At 66.8% G+C, this 15,220-nt stretch carries 13 protein-coding genes and 1 tRNA gene; 8 read left to right on the top strand and 6 right to left on the bottom strand.

What is annotated here, in order from left to right; all coding sequences use genetic code 11:
* Window positions 1–261 precede the first annotated feature (261 nt).
* On the top strand, window positions 262–1,968 hold the full coding sequence (locus ACLB0R_RS10565) for an alpha/beta hydrolase family protein (RefSeq protein ID WP_416643727.1): 1,707 nt from the start codon (window positions 262–264) through the stop codon (window positions 1,966–1,968).
* A 132-nt stretch (window positions 1,969–2,100) separates the two neighbouring features.
* On the opposite strand, the gene ACLB0R_RS10560 is transcribed toward ACLB0R_RS10565, so the two are convergent.
* A complete protein-coding gene (locus ACLB0R_RS10560) occupies window positions 2,101–3,891 on the bottom strand; it encodes a DUF885 domain-containing protein (RefSeq protein WP_416643728.1) in 1,791 nt (596 codons plus the stop codon).
* A 246-nt stretch (window positions 3,892–4,137) separates the two neighbouring features.
* Between ACLB0R_RS10560 and nadC the strand changes: the two genes are divergently transcribed.
* The 3 genes from nadC to ACLB0R_RS10545 all read left to right on the top strand — a co-directional run bounded on the left by nadC (window position 4,138) and on the right by ACLB0R_RS10545 (window position 5,939).
* The gene (nadC, locus tag ACLB0R_RS10555; RefSeq protein ID WP_416643729.1) at window positions 4,138–4,995 is read left to right on the top strand and encodes a carboxylating nicotinate-nucleotide diphosphorylase; all 858 of its coding nucleotides are present in this window, start codon (window positions 4,138–4,140) and stop codon (window positions 4,993–4,995) included.
* A 63-nt stretch (window positions 4,996–5,058) separates the two neighbouring features.
* Window positions 5,059–5,784 (top strand): ribonuclease T2 family protein, encoded by a 726-nt coding sequence (locus tag ACLB0R_RS10550; protein WP_416643730.1) that lies wholly within the window; start codon window positions 5,059–5,061, stop codon window positions 5,782–5,784.
* 70 nt (window positions 5,785–5,854) lie between these two features.
* Window positions 5,855–5,939 (top strand) — tRNA-Leu (locus tag ACLB0R_RS10545).
* 13 nt (window positions 5,940–5,952) lie between these two features.
* Here ACLB0R_RS10545 and ACLB0R_RS10540 read toward each other — a convergent pair.
* The 5 genes from ACLB0R_RS10540 to ACLB0R_RS10520 form a co-directional block, all read right to left on the bottom strand.
* Window positions 5,953–7,305, bottom strand: coding sequence for a HAMP domain-containing sensor histidine kinase (locus tag ACLB0R_RS10540; protein WP_416643731.1), 1,353 nt, complete (start codon window positions 7,303–7,305; stop codon window positions 5,953–5,955).
* On the bottom strand, window positions 7,302–8,021 hold the full coding sequence (locus ACLB0R_RS10535; protein WP_416643732.1) for a response regulator: 720 nt from the start codon (window positions 8,019–8,021) through the stop codon (window positions 7,302–7,304). The genes ACLB0R_RS10540 and ACLB0R_RS10535 overlap by 4 nt, the downstream gene beginning before the upstream one ends.
* A 100-nt stretch (window positions 8,022–8,121) precedes the next feature.
* Window positions 8,122–8,700 carry an EF-hand domain-containing protein gene (locus tag ACLB0R_RS10530; RefSeq protein WP_416643733.1) on the bottom strand — a complete coding sequence of 193 codons (579 nt, stop codon included), beginning with the start codon at window positions 8,698–8,700 and terminating at the stop codon, window positions 8,122–8,124.
* A gap of 126 nt (window positions 8,701–8,826) precedes the next feature.
* Complete coding sequence (locus ACLB0R_RS10525) at window positions 8,827–9,615, bottom strand: thioesterase family protein (RefSeq protein ID WP_416643734.1); 789 nt, start codon at window positions 9,613–9,615, stop codon at window positions 8,827–8,829.
* Window positions 9,612–11,135: a class I adenylate-forming enzyme family protein gene (locus ACLB0R_RS10520; RefSeq protein WP_416643925.1), complete on the bottom strand. Its 1,524-nt coding sequence runs from the start codon at window positions 11,133–11,135 to the stop codon at window positions 9,612–9,614. The genes ACLB0R_RS10525 and ACLB0R_RS10520 overlap by 4 nt, the downstream gene beginning before the upstream one ends.
* A 107-nt stretch (window positions 11,136–11,242) precedes the next feature.
* On the opposite strand from ACLB0R_RS10520, the gene ACLB0R_RS10515 reads away from it, so the two are divergent.
* From ACLB0R_RS10515 to ACLB0R_RS10500, 4 genes are all read left to right on the top strand, one after another.
* A complete protein-coding gene (locus ACLB0R_RS10515; protein ID WP_416643735.1) occupies window positions 11,243–11,857 on the top strand; it encodes a glutathione S-transferase family protein in 615 nt (204 codons plus the stop codon).
* Entirely contained in the window at window positions 11,854–12,651 is a 798-nt protein-coding gene (locus ACLB0R_RS10510) for an SDR family NAD(P)-dependent oxidoreductase (protein ID WP_416643736.1), read from the top strand. Before ACLB0R_RS10515 ends, ACLB0R_RS10510 begins: the two co-directional genes overlap by 4 nt.
* Before the next feature lie 151 nt (window positions 12,652–12,802).
* Window positions 12,803–14,023: an acyl-CoA dehydrogenase family protein gene (locus ACLB0R_RS10505; protein ID WP_416643737.1), complete on the top strand. Its 1,221-nt coding sequence runs from the start codon at window positions 12,803–12,805 to the stop codon at window positions 14,021–14,023.
* 94 nt (window positions 14,024–14,117) lie between these two features.
* Window positions 14,118–15,182 (top strand): acyl-CoA dehydrogenase family protein, encoded by a 1,065-nt coding sequence (locus ACLB0R_RS10500; RefSeq protein WP_416643738.1) that lies wholly within the window; start codon window positions 14,118–14,120, stop codon window positions 15,180–15,182.
* The last annotated feature ends 38 nt before the right edge of the window (window positions 15,183–15,220 follow it).

Here is a 15,220-nt window from a genome sequence, read left to right as displayed (position 1 = left end):
CACTCCTCTCCCCTCGCGGGAGAGGATAGCAGAGCTTGCCGCTTTAGCGGCTAGCGGCGCTTGGAGAGGGGGACGGGCCGCAAGTGCATCGCTCGCGTCGCCCCCTCTCCAACTACGACTAGCGAGCAAGCTCGCAAGTCTCCGTATCCTCTCCCGCAAGGGGAGAGGAAATCCGTTCGCCTCTGGTATCGCCCCCAAAATCCCCGCTTGACCTTCCGCCCCCGCGCCGCATTCTCCGCCCGGCAAAACCAAGGGGGCATCATGGATCAGCCGATACGCGCGTCGCAATGGGGGTGGCTGTGGCTGTTGATCGGCCTGGCACTGGCGTTCGGCGGGGCGATCCTCGCCAGCCGCACCCAGACCGCGGGGGGCGTCGAAGTGCGCGACATCCGCTTCCTCGGCACCGGTGGCAAGCAGATGTCGGCGTTGCTATATGTGCCGCCCAACGCCACGGCCAAGACGCCCGCGCCCGCCATCCTCGCCGTCCATGGCTATATCAACTCGCGCGAAACGCAGGACGGCTTCGCGATCGAGTTCGCCCGGCGCGGCTATGTCGTGCTCGCGCTGGACCAGACGGGGCACGGCTATAGCGACGGGCCGGCCTTCTCCAATGGCTTTGGCGGCCCCGATGGCCTCGCTTATCTCCGCTCGCTGCCGATGGTCGACAAGGACAATATCGGGCTGGAAGGCCATTCGATGGGCGGCTGGACGGTGCTCGCCGCCGCTGCCGCGATGCCCGATGGCTATAGGGCGATCGTGCTCGAAGGCTCCTCGACCGGCGCGCCTTTTGCGCGGGATGGCAGCCCTACCTGGCCGCGCAACCTGGGCCTGGTGTTCAGCCGTTATGACGAGTTCTCCAAGATCATGTGGGGCGTCGACAAGGCGCGTGATGTAGTCGACTCGCCCAAGTTGAAAGCGGTGTTCGGCACCAGCGACCGCATCGTACCGCGCAAGCTCTATGGGTCGCTGGCGAACGGCACCGCGCGCGTGCTGGCGACGCCGGCGGTCACGCACCCCGGCGATCACATCTCGCCGGAAGCGATCGCGCGCGCGATCGACTGGTTCGGCGTGACGCTGAAGGGCGGGCGGCCGATCCCGTCCAGCAATCAAATCTGGTATTGGAAGGAAGCCGGCACCGCGCTCGGGCTGTTCGGCTATGTGATGATCGTGCTCGGCGCGTTCGACTTGTTGCTGAAGCTGCCGGCGTTCGCCGAGCTGCGCGGCCAGGCTGAAGCGGGCGCGGTGCGGCGCGATGGCGCGTGGTGGCGGGCGTTCCTGCTGACCGCGCTGGTGCCGGCACTGCTCTTCCTGCCGATCTTCAGCGCGACGTATCTCGCTATCCCCGCCAACCCGATCCTGCCGCAGACGGTGACGACGCAGACGACGCTCTGGGTGCTGGTGAGCGCGGTGATCGGCTGGTGGCTGGGGCGGGGGACCGTCAGTGGCCGGCAGGGGCCGTGGCGTGCGACGATCCTGATCGCGGCGCTGTCGGTCGGCGCCGGCTATGCGACGCTGGTGGTGATCGACCGGCTCTATCACACCGACTTCCGGCTGTGGATCGTCGCGGTCAAGCTGCCGAGCCTGCGCCAGGCGCTGATCGCGCTGATCTACATCGTACCGATCACGCTCGGCCTGATCCCGACGATGCGGACGCTGACTGATCGGCTGACGGTGCGCAGCGACGGGTTCATCGCGCAATATGGCTGGGCGAAAGTCGCGCTGATCCTGGGGTTCGTGCTGTTCCTGGCGGCGGATTACGGCGCGTTCTTCGCGACCGGGCAATTGCCGACCGCGTTCGATCCCTTGTCGACCGTCATCATGCTGCAATTCCCGCTGGTGCTCGCGGCTGTCGCGATCATCGGCATCTTCACCTGGCGCCGCACCGGCGGCCACCGCGCCGGCGCCGTGCTGGCGGCGACGATGGTGACGCTGATGCTGACGGCAGGGACTGCGACGCAGGGGTGGTGAAGCCATGATCCTCCCCCGCCAGGGGGAGGGGGACCAGCGAAGCTGGTGGAGGGGGAGGACGGGCCAACAGCCCTTTGCGGGTCCACCCCCTCCGTCGCCTTCGGCGCCACCTCCCCCCGGCGGGGGAGGATTTTAGCCGATCGGCAGCCCGAACATCAGCTCGCGCACATAGCGCGCCGGGGGCGAGCCGTGCGCCAGCACCGCGTCGTTATAATCGTGCAGGTTGAACTTCGCCCCCCAGCGCTGCCGGGCTTCCTCACGCAACGCCATATGCTCCGCGTACCCACTGAAATAGCTGAGCAACTGCGCTGACGAGAGCCGCGCGCGCAGCCATTTGCCTTCGGCTTCGCGCTCCTGCTGGAAGGCGGTCTTCATCATCAGGTCGAGCGCCTGCTCATGCGTCATGCCCTCGGCCTGAATGCCGATATCGAGCAGCGAATTGGTTACCGAGCGCAGCCGCATCTTGAGCACGGTCAATTTGAACAGCGGATCGCCGTTCATATAGCCCTCGTCCGCCATCATCCCCTCGGCATAGACCGCCCAGCCCTCGACGAACGGCCCTGAAGACAGCACCGCGCGGAGCACCGAGGGGTTCTTGTTGGCGTGCCACAGCTGGAGATAATGGCCCGGCATCGCCTCGTGGATCGCCAGGTCCTGCACCATGAAGTTGTTATATTCGCTGAGGTAGGAGGTCGCCTGCGCGTCGCTCCACTCGTCGGGCACGGCAGCGACGGCGAAGAAATTGGCCTGGCCCTTGTCGAGCGGGCCGGGCGGATCGTCATAAGCGACCGCATAGCCCTGCTGGAATTTGGGCATCGCGATCACGCGCACGGGTGCGTCGGGCATCGACACCAGATTCTTGGCGCGGACGAAGTCGGTCGCTTGGCCAAGCGCCGCCTTGGCCGCATCCTGCAGCGCCGCGCGCGCCGGGCGCTGTTCATAGGTCAGCGCTAGCGCCGCTTCGATCGCGCGCTGCTGCTCGTCGGCGGTCGGCTGATCGGGCAGCGCGGGTGCATCCGGCTTGCCGGCGAGCACTTGCCGCGCCAGCGCATACATTTGCGCGCGGACATGGCCGACTTCGCTCAGCGCGCGGGCCTTGATCTCGCCCCGCGTCAGCGTGCCGCCGAGCGCGAACTTGATCTTCTCGTCATAGCGCGCCGCCCCCAGCCGGAAATCGCCCTTGGCTTGCGGCACCAGCACCGCGTCGAGCCACTTCTGATGCTCCGCGACGGCCGTTTTCAGGCCGGCGAGCGCGGCGTCGAACCGCTGCTGGTCAGCCGGCGACAACTCTCCCTTGTGCGGCGCGAGCATCGTCTCGGCGATATCGACGATGCCGGCATTGCGCTTGGCAACCGTCGAGGCGAAAATGCCCGGCACCCGCGCCGGCACGATCACCGCGCGCGTCGCGGCGAGGAAACCAGGCAGCGCTTCCATCCGCGCCGTCGCTGCCTTCAGCCGCTGCGGCCAGGGCGCGAAATCGCGCGCAGCGAGGCTGTAGAGCGCGCTGCCGGCGGTCTCGTTATAGCTCTGGATGTCCCATTGCCAGCTCTGCAGCGCGTCGGCCTGCCACAATTGGTAGCGCAGCTCATTGTCGAGCATCGCCGCGTCGACCTGTGCCTCGCGCTTCAGCCCGGCGCGATTGATGCGGCCGAGATCGGCGAGCAACGTGTGCAGCCGCGCCACCATCCGCGCATGGCCTGCGGCGGTGATATCGGGCAGCTTGTCGTCAAAGCGATGATCGCCGAGCAGCGTGCCGTCGACCGGCGATGCTTCGGCGATACCCTTGATGAAGCGATCGGACAGCGCGGCAAAGGCTTTGGCGTCGGTCGTCGCGGCCGCGTGGTGCGGCGCCGGCCGCGCCGCGCCGATGCCGGCGGTCAGCATCGTGCCGGCGAGCAAGGCCGTGGCGATCAAGCGTGTCATCCAGTCCTCCCATGTTCTTGTTGGTTCATCCCTCTATGGCAGGGCGCGCCGGGCGGGCAAGCGCCACTGTCCTACCGGCCGTGGTTTAGCTACCCCTGCGCTCATTATGGCGAGCGCAAGCACAACATCTCACTGGGCACCCAGCATTGCTGCAGCGCTTCGCTTTGCCCGCGATGACGGCTAGGGGTGGGGGCGAATATTGCGGTGACGTAGTGTCAACTTTGTCAACTTTGGTTGGATTTCCCCATGTCGTTCAGCTTGCCCGGCTTCGATCTCGATGCCTTTGTTCAATCCACCTTGGCGGAGGATCTGGGCGAGCAAGGCGACATCACCTCGGCGGCGGTAATCCCGGCTGACGCACGTTTCGCCGGGGTGATGGAGAGCCGCGATGCGATCACCGTTGCCGGCCTGCCGATTGCAGCAGCATTTTTCCGCGCGCTCGACCCCGACGCGCAGATCGACCTGCTGGTTGAAGAAGGGGCAGCGGCGGCGCCGGGCACCGCGCTGCTGCGCGTCGACGGCAAGGCGCGCGCGCTGCTGACGGCGGAGCGACCCGCGCTCAACACGGTGCAGCATCTGTCGGGCATCGCGACGATGACGCGCCGCTATGTCGATCGCCTGGCCGGCACCGGCGCGACCTTGCTCGACACGCGCAAGACGATACCCGGCCTGCGCGTGCTGGAAAAATATGCGACGCGGATGGGCGGCGCGACCAATCACCGCATGGGGCTGTGGGATGCGGCGATGATCAAGGACAATCATATCGCGGTCGCGCAGAGCATCGGCCAAGCCGTCGGTTTGGCTCGCGCTGCCGGGATCGAGCGGATCATCGTCGAGGTCGATCGCCTCGACCAGATCGAACCCGCGCTCGCCGCCGGCGCGACGCATCTGTTGCTCGACAATATGGCGCCGGCCACGTTGCGCGAAGCAGTGGCGATGGTGGCCGGCCGGGTGCCGACCGAAGCCTCGGGCGGGGTGACGCTCGACACCATCCGCGCGATTGCCGAGACGGGCGTCACTTATGTCAGCGTCGGGCGGCTGACCCAATCGGCGCCGGCCGCCGATATTGGGCTCGATTTCGTCCATCTGGGCGATGGACGGTGATTATCCGCTGCGGTAGAAACAGGCGTTAAGTCACTGGACGGGCGACAGCAAAGGGGGATGGGCATGCGGACGACACGGCGCGCGGCAATCATTATGAGCGCGGCAGCTTCGCTATCGCTACCAGCGGCGGCCAATGCCCAGGCACTGGCGTGCCGCGTGCCCACCACCATCCCGGTGCCGCATGCCGATCTGCCCAGCGCCGAGCAGCCGCGCCGCGTCGTGCCGATCGGCGGCTACACGCTCGCCATCACCTGGGCGCCCGAATATTGCCAGCGCGCCAAGACCGATCCGCTTGCGAGCTTCGAATGCACCAGCGGCAATCGCTTCGGCTTCGCGCTGCACGGCCTGTGGCCCGATGGCGAGGGGCCGGAATGGCCGCAATATTGCAAAGCGACCGCGCTGCTGCCGCCGGCGATCATCAAGTCGACCCTGTGCTCGACGCCATCCGCGCAGCTCATCCAGCATGAATGGGCCAAGCACGGCACGTGCACCGGGCTGACGCCGAACGAGTATTTCACCCAGTCGACCAGGCTCTACGCGCGGCTGCGCTACCCCAATATGTCGGCCCTGTCGCGCAAGCCGGGCGTGACGGCGGGCGACGTTGCCAAGGCGATCGCGGGCGCCAATCCCGGCATTTCGGCGGACATGATGCGGGTGACGGCCAACAAGAAAGGCTGGCTCGACGAGATCTGGCTGTGCCTCGACAAGGCGCTCGGCTATCGCGCGTGCCCGGCGCATCAGGGTGGGCTGGCGCCCGACAGCCCGATCAAGATCTGGCGGGGGCGCTGATCGCCGCAGCAGAACGCGACAAATCGCTGGACGTGCTCTGCCCGCCATGGCATCGGCGCGCGGTCACCGTGCGGGTGTGGTGAAATTGGTAGACGCGCCGGACTCAAAATCCGGTTCCGCAAGGAGTGTCGGTTCGACTCCGACCACCCGCACCATCTTTCCTACCGATTAGCGCAGCGGTAGGGTCAGCCGCGCATCGAGGCCGCCTTCGGCGCGGTTGACGAGCGCGATGTCGCCGCCCGCCTCGCGGGCTATCGCGCGGGCAAGCGCAAGGCCCAGGCCAATGCCGCCGGTATCGCGATTGCGCGACGTTTCGAGCCGAGTGAACGGATCGAACACCGCGTCGAGCCGATCGGCGGGGATGCCGGGGCCGTTGTCCGCCACAACGATTACGGCAGCGGCAGCTGATCGTTCGAGCCGCACCGCTGCGCCGCCGCCATATTTGATCGCGTTTTCAATGAGGTTGCGCACCGCCCGGCGCATCAGCGAGGGGCGCAGGCGCAGCGTCAGCCGATCGGCCGGGGCGATGGTGACGGGCTGGCCCAGATCGATGAAGTCTTCGGCCACCGCATCGACCAAAGCCGCCAGATCGACATCGGTCGCCGCTTCGCTCGGCCGGCCGAGCCGCGCCAGCGAGAGGATGTCGTCGAGCGTGCGGTTCATTTCCTCGATCGTGTCGGCCATCCGAGCGCGATCGGCATCGTCCTCCACCGACTCGATCCGCACGCGCAGCGCGGCGAGCGGGGTGCGCAGATCATGGCCGATCGCGCCGAGCATCCGGTCTTTCTCATCGATCATCGCGGTCACGCGCTGGCGCAGCGCGTTGTACGCGTTGATCACGGCACGCACGTCTCGCGGCCCGCTTTCGGGCACTTCGGGGCTGTCCTGGCCGGGGCGGAAGCGCCGCGCGGCATCCGCCAGTTCGCGCAACGGCCGCGAAATGCGCTGTGTCGCCCACAGCATCGGCAGCAGCAACGCGATGTAGAGGATCAGCGTCTGGCCGGCGAGCTGCCAGATCAGCCAACCATCGGATCGCGGCCAGGGGGCATGGACGACGAGCCAGCCATGGCCGGGCAATTCCATCGCGACGATCATCAGCGCGCCGAACCGGTGAAAGCGCTCGGCCCGAGTGCGGCCGAAGCGCTCGACCCAGCGGTCTTCGGGCGGCACGGTGCGGATTTCGGTCTCGACGCGGACCTCGCCCATGCCCGCGTCGCGCAGGCCGATCCGCACGGCATTCTCGATCGGCGGGCTGTGCGGCGCGGCGGGTCGCACCGGGCTTGTTGGGGTCAGTTCGATGCGGCCGGGCTGAGCGCCATCGAGCGACAGGCCGTGATTGAGCCGCTCGGCAGCATCGATATAGTGCGTCACTGCCGGGCCGACGATCGTCTGCTGGGCAAGCTGGGCATGGCCTTGATACAGCAGCGCGAAATTGACCGCCTGCGCCAGAAACAGCGCGATCGCGATCAGCAGCGCGATCTGGCCGGAGAGGCTGCGCGGCCAGGGCGAACGCCAGCTCATAGCCGCGTCACGTCGGCGGCCAGCGTATAGCCACCGCCCCAGACGGTCTTGATGATCTCAGGTGTCTTGGCGTCGGCCTCGATCTTGCGCCGCAGCCGGCTGACCTGATTGTCGATCGCGCGATCGAAGGCGGCGGCCTCGCGCCCCTGGGTCAAATCGAGCAGCTGGTCACGCGTCAGCACCTGGCGCGGCCGCTGGACCAGCGCGAGGAGCAGGTTGAACTCGCCGGTCGACAGCGCAACCGATACGCCGTCACGATCGACCAGCGCGCGCTCGCCCGATTTCAGCACCCAGCCGGCAAAGGCGTAGGAACCGCCATCGGGCGCATGCTGACGCACGCCGCCGACGGCGTAGCGGCGCAGCACTACCTTGATGCGTGCGGCGAGCTCGCGTGGCGAGAAGGGCTTCACGACATAATCGTCGGCGCCGATCTCGAGGCCGACGACGCGATCGGTTTCTTCGCTCTTCGCGGTCAGCAGGATTACCGGCAAGTCGCCGGTCGCGCGGATGTGGCGGCACAGGCTGAGGCCATCTTCGCCGGGCATCATGATGTCGAGGATCGCAAGGTCGATCGCATAGGCGGCGAGGCGCGTGCGCGCGGCGGCGGCATCGCTCGCCTGCGTCACGCGGAAGCCCTGGCGCTGGAGGTAATGCGCGAGCGGCTCGCGGATCGAGCGCTCGTCATCAACGAGAAGGAGGTGCGGAGTATCGCCCATCGGTGCGGGCTCTAGCATGCAGCGGCGCGGCGGATGAAGCGGGCTTGCCGGGCGGCGTGCGGGGGGAACGCCGCCCGGCTCGGCACGATCAACGTGCCGATCAGTTGCCCGCGTCGCCGGGGGGCGGCGGCGGTGGCGGGGTGTTGCCGTCAGGATGCTTCCAGCCGCCATGGCGTTCCATCATGTCGTGCATCTTGGCGCGCGCCGCGGCGAGTTCGGTCTGGTCGATCACGCCGTCATGATTCGTGTCGAGCAGGTCGAAATGACGGTTGCTGGGGGCGTTGAATTCGGCGCGGGTGATCTTGCCGTCCTTGTCGGCGTCCAGGCGCTCGAGCGGACCGGGGCCGCGGGGCGGCGGGGGCGGCGGCATCATGTCGCCACCGGGACCGCCGGGGCCGCGACGGCCATGGTCAGGTCCATGCGCGGCATGGGCCGCAGCGATCTCGTCGGGCGTGATCTTGCCGTCATGATTGGCATCGAGCTCGTCGAAATGGCGCGCGGCATTGGCCAGGAATTCGTCGCGCGACACGGTGCCGTCGCCATTGGTGTCGCCGTGGTGCGCAAGCCAGCCGCCGGCGCGGGGGCCTTGCGGTGCGGGGGTCGGGTCGGTTTGAGCGGCAAAGGCCGCGCTCGTTGCAATGGCGCCTGCCAGGCCGGCAGCGATGATCCAGCTACGCATGATGGCATTCTCCCTCGGTCACCAGCGACGATCGCTGGCCCCATGGCAAGGGGACTAGCCCCGCCGTGTCGCGGACATGTGTCGGAACGCCGACGAAACTGTCGCAAACTGTCGCAGAGCGCGCACTCAGGCGAAGATGGCGACGCTCTGCATGCCGGTCGCGATCAATTCACCATCGGCGTTCCAGATCGCCATGTCCTGGCTCGAACAGCCGTTGCGGGCATAATTGGAGCGGGCAGAGAGGAGCCACCAGCCGTCTTTGGTTTTGGGCGTGGGGGTCAACAGGTTGACGATCCAGGTGAGCGAACTGATCGGCGCGAACCGGTTGTCGAGCATCTTGAAGGCCGCCGGCGGCAAGCCGTCGGCAACCGCCATTATTTCGACCATCGGGTCGAGCGCGCCCAGCCCGCGCAGGCGCGCCCAGCGCAGCCATTCGGCCTTGCCCAGCGGCGTGCCGTCGGCGTGAGTCTTCAGATCGCGGAAGTTGAAGTTGCCGGTGAAGAACTCCTCGGGGCCAGTGTAGAGCTTGGCATCGGGCGCCGGCGGTGGCGGCGCGACATAGGGCTGGTCGACATAATCGATCTGCGATTGCTGATCGGCCATGAACACGAAGGTCGCGCGAAAGCCGAGACCCGCTTCCGAGACGATGTCCGATTGCATGAACGCGGCGTTGCGGCCCCGGCGCAGCTTGGTCGCGGTGATGCGCACGTCACCGGCGAGCGGGCCGATGAACGAGATCTGCGCCGATCTGAGCGGCGGCAGATCGGGCTCGGCGGCTTGCGCGGCGTGGAGCGCGATGGCGCTCGACAGGCCGCCATAGCTGGTCCGCCCCTGCATCCAGTCGCTGGGGATGGTCAGGCGCAGGCCGTCCTCGCCGGCAACCGCGCCGGCCAATATGCGGGCGATCGGCGTCATGCCGGCACGCCCGCCAGCCGATCGCGCAATTCGCGCTTCAGCACCTTGCCGATTGCGCTGCGCGGCAGCACATCGATCGGGTGGAGCGCTGACAGTCGCTGCGTCTTGCCGAGCTTGGCGTTGGTCCAGGCGAGGATTTCCGCCGTCTCGGTATCGTCGTTCGGCACGTAAAAGCCGACTGGTGTCTCTCCCCAGGCCTCGGACGGCACCCCGATCACCGCGCAATCAGCAACGCCAGGATGCTCGCGCAGCACCGCCTCCAGATCGCTCGGATAGATATTGAACCCGCCCGAGATGATCAGGTCCTTCTTGCGGTCCATCAGGATGAGGAAGCCGTCGTTATCGAAGCGGCCGACATCGCCGTGGCGGATGAAGCGATTGCCGTCGCCATCATACCATTCCGCGGCGCGGGTCGCTTCGGCGCGCCCGTGATAGCCGTTCATCATTGCGGGTGATCGACCGACGACTTCGCCCATCTCGCCCGGCGGCACTTCGCGGCCGTCATCGTCGATCAGGCGGATGTCATGGCCCTCGATCGGCTTGCCGACGGTGTGGAGCTTGTCGGGATGCGCGTTGGCGATCAACATCGTGCTGCCGCCGCCCTCGGTCATGCCGTAATATTCGACGAGCAGCCCCGGCCAGCGCGCCAGCACATCGGCCTTGAGCGCGGCGGAGAAGGGCGCGCTGGTGCAGCTTTTGAAGCGGAAGGCGGAGAGATCGAAGCCGTCGAAATCCGGCAGCGCCATGATGCGTTGATATTGCACCGGCACCAGCATCGTGTGCGTCGCGCGATAGCGATCGGCGAGCTCGAGAAAACCGCGCGCGTCGAACTTGGCCATCAGTACCGCCGTGCCGCCCCAGCCGAGCGTCGGCAGGAAGCTGACCAACGTGGTGTTCGAATAGAGCGGCGTCGCGAGCAACGTCACCGCATCGCCAAAGCCCGCGCCCGAGTTGCGATGGATATGCGCCCAGCGCATCGCGTGGCTCTGGACGATGCCCTTGGGCGTGCCGGTGGTGCCGGAGGAATAAATGATGTTGAAGGGATCGCTCGGGGCGATGGTGACCGGTGCGGGTTTGGCCCCGGGTGGCGCCAGCCAGGCGTCGAACTCAGCGCCGAACGGGACGATCTTGGCGGCGATCACTTGTCCTGCGAGCGCGCTCGCTGCCGCAGCGTCAAGGAACACGATCGGCGCGCCGCTATCGGCGATCATTGCGGCGATCTGCTCGGGCGTCGCGGAAGGGGCGATCGGCGCCGCGGCGCAGCCGGCTCGCAAAGCGCCGAGAAAGACCAGGCCATAAGCAACCGACGCCGCCGCGACGATGGCGATGTTGCTCCGCTGGGCGACGCCGTCGCGCTGCAGCGACGTCGCCACGCGATCGATCGTCTCATCCAGCGCAGCGTAGGTCAGGCTGCCGGTCGCATCGGCGAGCGCGATCCGGTCCGGCCGCTCGCGGGCGTGCGCGCGCAGCAGATCGGGCAGCGTCGCAAAGTCACTCACCAGCAACGCCTCAGCCAGAATCGATGGGGCAGTCACATTATCCTCCGTCGCCTGTCGCCGAGCGCTAGGCGAGCGCGCCGCGAAATGCCATACGCGATATTCGAAAAGAACCGATCGGGGGGGAAGATATGCTGTTCTACGATGCCGCCAATCCGGCGCCCAACCCGCGCCGCGTCCGCATCTTCCTGGCCGAAAAGGGGCTGAAAGTGCCGATGCAGCCGCTCGAGATAATGGCTGGTGAGCACAAGTCGCCCGAGTATTTGGCAGTCAACCCGCTCGGGCAGATTCCGGCGCTTGTCCTCGACGATGGCGAAGTGCTTACCGAAAGCATCGCGATCTGCCGCTTTTTCGAAGCTCTTAACCCCGATCCGCCGCTGTTCGGCAAGGGGCCGAAGGGCGTTGCCGAGGTCGATATGTGGCTGCGCCGGGTCGAACTGCGGCTCAACACGCCGTTGGCGATGGTGTGGCTGCACACCCATCCACTGACCGCGCGAGTTGTCGTACCGCAGTATAAGGACTTCGGCGAGAGCAACCGCGCCAAGGTGGTTGCCGCGCTGAGCTTCATCGACGGTGCGCTCGCCGACCGGCCCTGGCTGGCGGGCAAGGACTATTCGATCGCCGATATCACCTTGCTGTGCACGATCGATTTCGCCGGCTTTATCGGCATGGAGTTGGGGGACGAGATGACGCATCTGAAAGACTGGCATGCCCGCGCTTCCGCCCGCCCGAGTGCGGCGGCATGAGCAGCGATAAGATGCAGGGCGGCGTCGCCATCATCACCGGCGGCGGCACCGGGATCGGCGCAGCGGTCGTGCGGCGGCTGGCCGATCGCGGGGTGCGCTGCGTGATCAACTATGCGTCGAGCAAGGACGATGCGGAGGCCTTGGCAGCGGAAGTCGGCAATGGATCGATCACGGTGCAGGCCGACATCGTTGCCGATGCCGATTGCCGCAACTTGGCGCGGGCGGCGGTCGAGGCGTTCGGGCGGATCGATTACCTCGTCAACAATGCCGGCCGCACCAAATTCGCCAACCACGAGGACCTGGACGCGCTGGAGGCCGCGGACTTCATCGATATTTACCAGCTCAACACCATCGCCGCGTTCCAGATGATCCGCGCCTGCGCGCCGGCGCTCGAGGCAGGTCCGGCGAGTGCAGTCGTCAATGTCGCGAGCGTTGCCGGCGTATACGGCATGGGATCGTCAGTCGCGTATGCCTGCTCCAAAGGTGCGCTGATCACGCTGACCAAGAGCCTCGCGCGAGTGCTTGCGCCGGCGATCAGGGTGAATGCGGTGGCGCCGGGCTATGTCGGCACGGGGTGGTTCGAGAAGCGTTTGGGCGCGGAGGGCTTCGCCAAGCTCAACGAGCGCATCGCCGCCAACGTGCCGATGGCGCTCGCCACGATGGCCGAGGATGTCGCGGCGCCGATCGTCAGCCTGCTCGATCCTGCGATGCGCAGCGTGACCGGCGAAGTGACCTTGGTGGATGCAGGTGGCCATCTCGATGTTGCGCTCAGCCGAAGGCCGGGCAAGGAATAGTGCGGCGCCGCAACGGATAGCCGGCTGACAGTCGCCCGTTTGGCAGCGCGCGGCTGCCCGTTTTTCGCATGTCGGTGATGGACAGCGCCGAGCATACCCGATATTCGGATCGGTGATGCGGCCCTGCGCGGCCGACCTTAGGAGAGCTGTGATGGCAACCGCCGCCGAACTCGACACCCCCGTAGATGCGCTCGACGCGTTCCGCCAGGAAGCGCGCGACTGGCTCGCCGCCAATTTCCCGGCGTCGCTGAAGGGCAAGGACAATGTCATGTCGGCGGTCGAAGGGCCGACCGAGGAAAGCGCTGACGAAACCGCGTGGCGCCAGGCGATGGGCGACAAGGGCTGGGGCGTGCCGACCTGGCCCAAGGACTATGGCGGCGGTGGCCTCTCCCGTGCCGAAGCGCGCGTGCTGGGCGAGGAAATGGCGCGCATCGGCGCGTGGAACCCGATCGGCGGTATGGGCGTGATGATGTTCGGCCCGACCCTGCTCGAATATGGCAGCGAAGAGCAGAAGCGCGAGCACATCCCCTCGATCGCCAGGGGCGAAATTCGCTGGTGCCAGGGCTATTCGGAGCCGGGCGCGGGCTCCGACCTCGCCAATGTGCAGACCTTCGCTGAAGACAAGGGCAACCACTACCTCGTCAATGGCCAGAAGACCTGGACCAGCGGCGGGCAGTGGGCCGACAAATGCTTCGCGCTGGTGCGCACCGACAAGACGCAGAAGCATGGCGGCATCAGCTTCCTCTTGATCGACATGCACGCGCCCGGCGTCGAAACGCGGCCGATCCGGCTGATTTCGGGGCAATCGCCGTTCTGCGAGACCTTCTTCACCGACGTGAAGGTGCCCAAGGGCAATCTCGTCGGGCGCGAGGGTCAGGGCTGGGAAATCGGCACCCGCCTGCTCCAGCATGAGCGCAACAGCCTGTCGGGCGGCGGCTCGACGGCGTCGCGGCTGTTCGCGGGCAAGCCGATCAGCGCGCTCGCCAAGCAGTATCGCGGCGAGGATGGCGAAGGTCGCGTCGCCGACGGCGACTTGCGCACCCGCATCGTCAAGCACGAGATGGACGCGCGCGCCTTCGCGCTCACCCTGCGCCGCGCCGCGTTGGAGGCCAAGTCCAACCAGGGGCCGTCGGCCGCCACGAGTATCATGAAGAATGTCGGCGCGCGGATCACCCAGGAACGCGCCGAACTCGCGATCGAGATCATGGGCATGGCGGGGCTCGGCTGGGAAGGCGAGGGCTTCACCGCTGACGAACTCGCGCAGACGCGCACCTGGCTGTGGGGCAAGGCTGTCTCGATCTATGGCGGCTCGACCGAGATCCAGAACAATGTGATCGCCAAGCGCATCCTGGGGATGCTCGATCATCAGTGATTTTCACGGTGTCATCCCGGCGAAAGCTGGGATTGCTTGATAACCAAGCGGTGCCAGCCTTCGCTGGCATGATGGATAATTCGGGGCAGGAACAATGGCGGTACTGAGCGAAGAACAGACGATGCTGCGCGACATGGCGCGCGAATGGGCGGATAATGAATCGCCCGTCACCGCGCTGCGTGCCTTGCGCAACAGCGGCTCGATCACCGGCTATGATCCGGCAGCATGGAGCGCGCTGGGTGAGATGGGCCTGGCGGGCATCGTCATTCCTGAGGAATTCGGCGGCACCGCGTTCGGTTATCTGTCGCTGGGGCTGGTGCTGGAGCAGCTGGGCCGCACCCTGACCGCGTCACCCTTGGCGGCGACGGCAGCGGCGGCCAGCGCGATCGTTCTGGGCGCCAGCGACGCGCAGAAGCAAGCCTGGCTGCCGCGCATCGCCACCGGTGAGGTCGTTGCGGCGCTGGCGATCGATGAGGGACCCAACCACAATCCCACCGCGATCAAGACGATTGTCAGCGGCGGCAAGCTGACCGGCGCCAAGGATTTCGTTGCGGAAGGCGACAGCGCCGGCGTCTTCGTCGTCGCCGCGACCGACGGCCTCTATCTCGTCGATGGCGCCGCGCCGGGGGTGACCCGCTCGCCGCGCCGTATGGTCGATGCGCGCAGCCATGCCAAGGTGACGTTCGATGGGGCGGCGGCAGAGAAGCTGTCGGTCGCCGCGCAGCCGATCATCGACCGCGCCGCCGCCGCTGTCTGCGCCGAGATGCTCGGCCTCGCGACGCAGGCGTTCGAGACGACTAATGATTACCTCAAGACGCGCGTCCAGTTCGGCCAGAAACTCTCGACCTTCCAGGCGCTCCAGCACCGCATGGCGAAGATGCTGACCGAGCTCGAGCTGATGCGCTCGGTGGTGGAAGGCGCGCTGGAGGCGATCGATGCCAATCGCTCGGATGTCGATCAGGCAGTAAGCCTCGCCAAGGCCGTCGCGGGCGATACGCTCAAGCTGGTCAGTCGCGAGATGATCCAGCTCCATGGCGGCATCGGCATGACCGACGAGCATGATGCGGGCTTGTACCTCAAGCGCGCGGCGGTATTGGAACCGATGTACGGCAATGCCGCGTACCATCGCGACCGGTTTGCGCGGCTCAACGGTTATTGACCGCGCGCCGCTGAGTTGATCGCGCTCGTCGATGGGCT

This window comes from Sphingomonas sp. GlSt437, assembly GCF_048015635.2.
Classification (GTDB): Bacteria; Pseudomonadota; Alphaproteobacteria; order Sphingomonadales; family Sphingomonadaceae; genus Sphingomonas.
The sequence above is the reverse complement of the archived record's forward strand: the minus strand, read 5'-3'. Positions and strand labels throughout refer to the sequence as shown.

What these genes read in the sequence shown, in the direction of transcription:
- ACLB0R_RS10510 (WP_416643736.1), top strand. Translation starts at nt 11,854, where the DNA reads ATGAGCAGCGATAAGATGCAGGGCGGCGTCGCCATCATCACCGGCGGC.
- ACLB0R_RS10525 (WP_416643734.1), bottom strand. Translation starts at nt 9,615, where the DNA reads ATGACGCCGATCGCCCGCATATTGGCCGGCGCGGTTGCCGGCGAGGAC.
- ACLB0R_RS10515 (WP_416643735.1), top strand. Translation starts at nt 11,243, where the DNA reads ATGCTGTTCTACGATGCCGCCAATCCGGCGCCCAACCCGCGCCGCGTC.
- ACLB0R_RS10550 (WP_416643730.1), top strand. Translation starts at nt 5,059, where the DNA reads ATGCGGACGACACGGCGCGCGGCAATCATTATGAGCGCGGCAGCTTCG.
- ACLB0R_RS10535 (WP_416643732.1), bottom strand. Translation starts at nt 8,021, where the DNA reads ATGGGCGATACTCCGCACCTCCTTCTCGTTGATGACGAGCGCTCGATC.
- ACLB0R_RS10560 (WP_416643728.1), bottom strand. Translation starts at nt 3,891, where the DNA reads ATGACACGCTTGATCGCCACGGCCTTGCTCGCCGGCACGATGCTGACC.
- ACLB0R_RS10530 (WP_416643733.1), bottom strand. Translation starts at nt 8,700, where the DNA reads ATGCGTAGCTGGATCATCGCTGCCGGCCTGGCAGGCGCCATTGCAACG.
- ACLB0R_RS10500 (WP_416643738.1), top strand. Translation starts at nt 14,118, where the DNA reads ATGGCGGTACTGAGCGAAGAACAGACGATGCTGCGCGACATGGCGCGC.
- nadC (WP_416643729.1), top strand. Translation starts at nt 4,138, where the DNA reads ATGTCGTTCAGCTTGCCCGGCTTCGATCTCGATGCCTTTGTTCAATCC.
- ACLB0R_RS10505 (WP_416643737.1), top strand. Translation starts at nt 12,803, where the DNA reads ATGGCAACCGCCGCCGAACTCGACACCCCCGTAGATGCGCTCGACGCG.
- ACLB0R_RS10565 (WP_416643727.1), top strand. Translation starts at nt 262, where the DNA reads ATGGATCAGCCGATACGCGCGTCGCAATGGGGGTGGCTGTGGCTGTTG.
- ACLB0R_RS10540 (WP_416643731.1), bottom strand. Translation starts at nt 7,305, where the DNA reads ATGAGCTGGCGTTCGCCCTGGCCGCGCAGCCTCTCCGGCCAGATCGCG.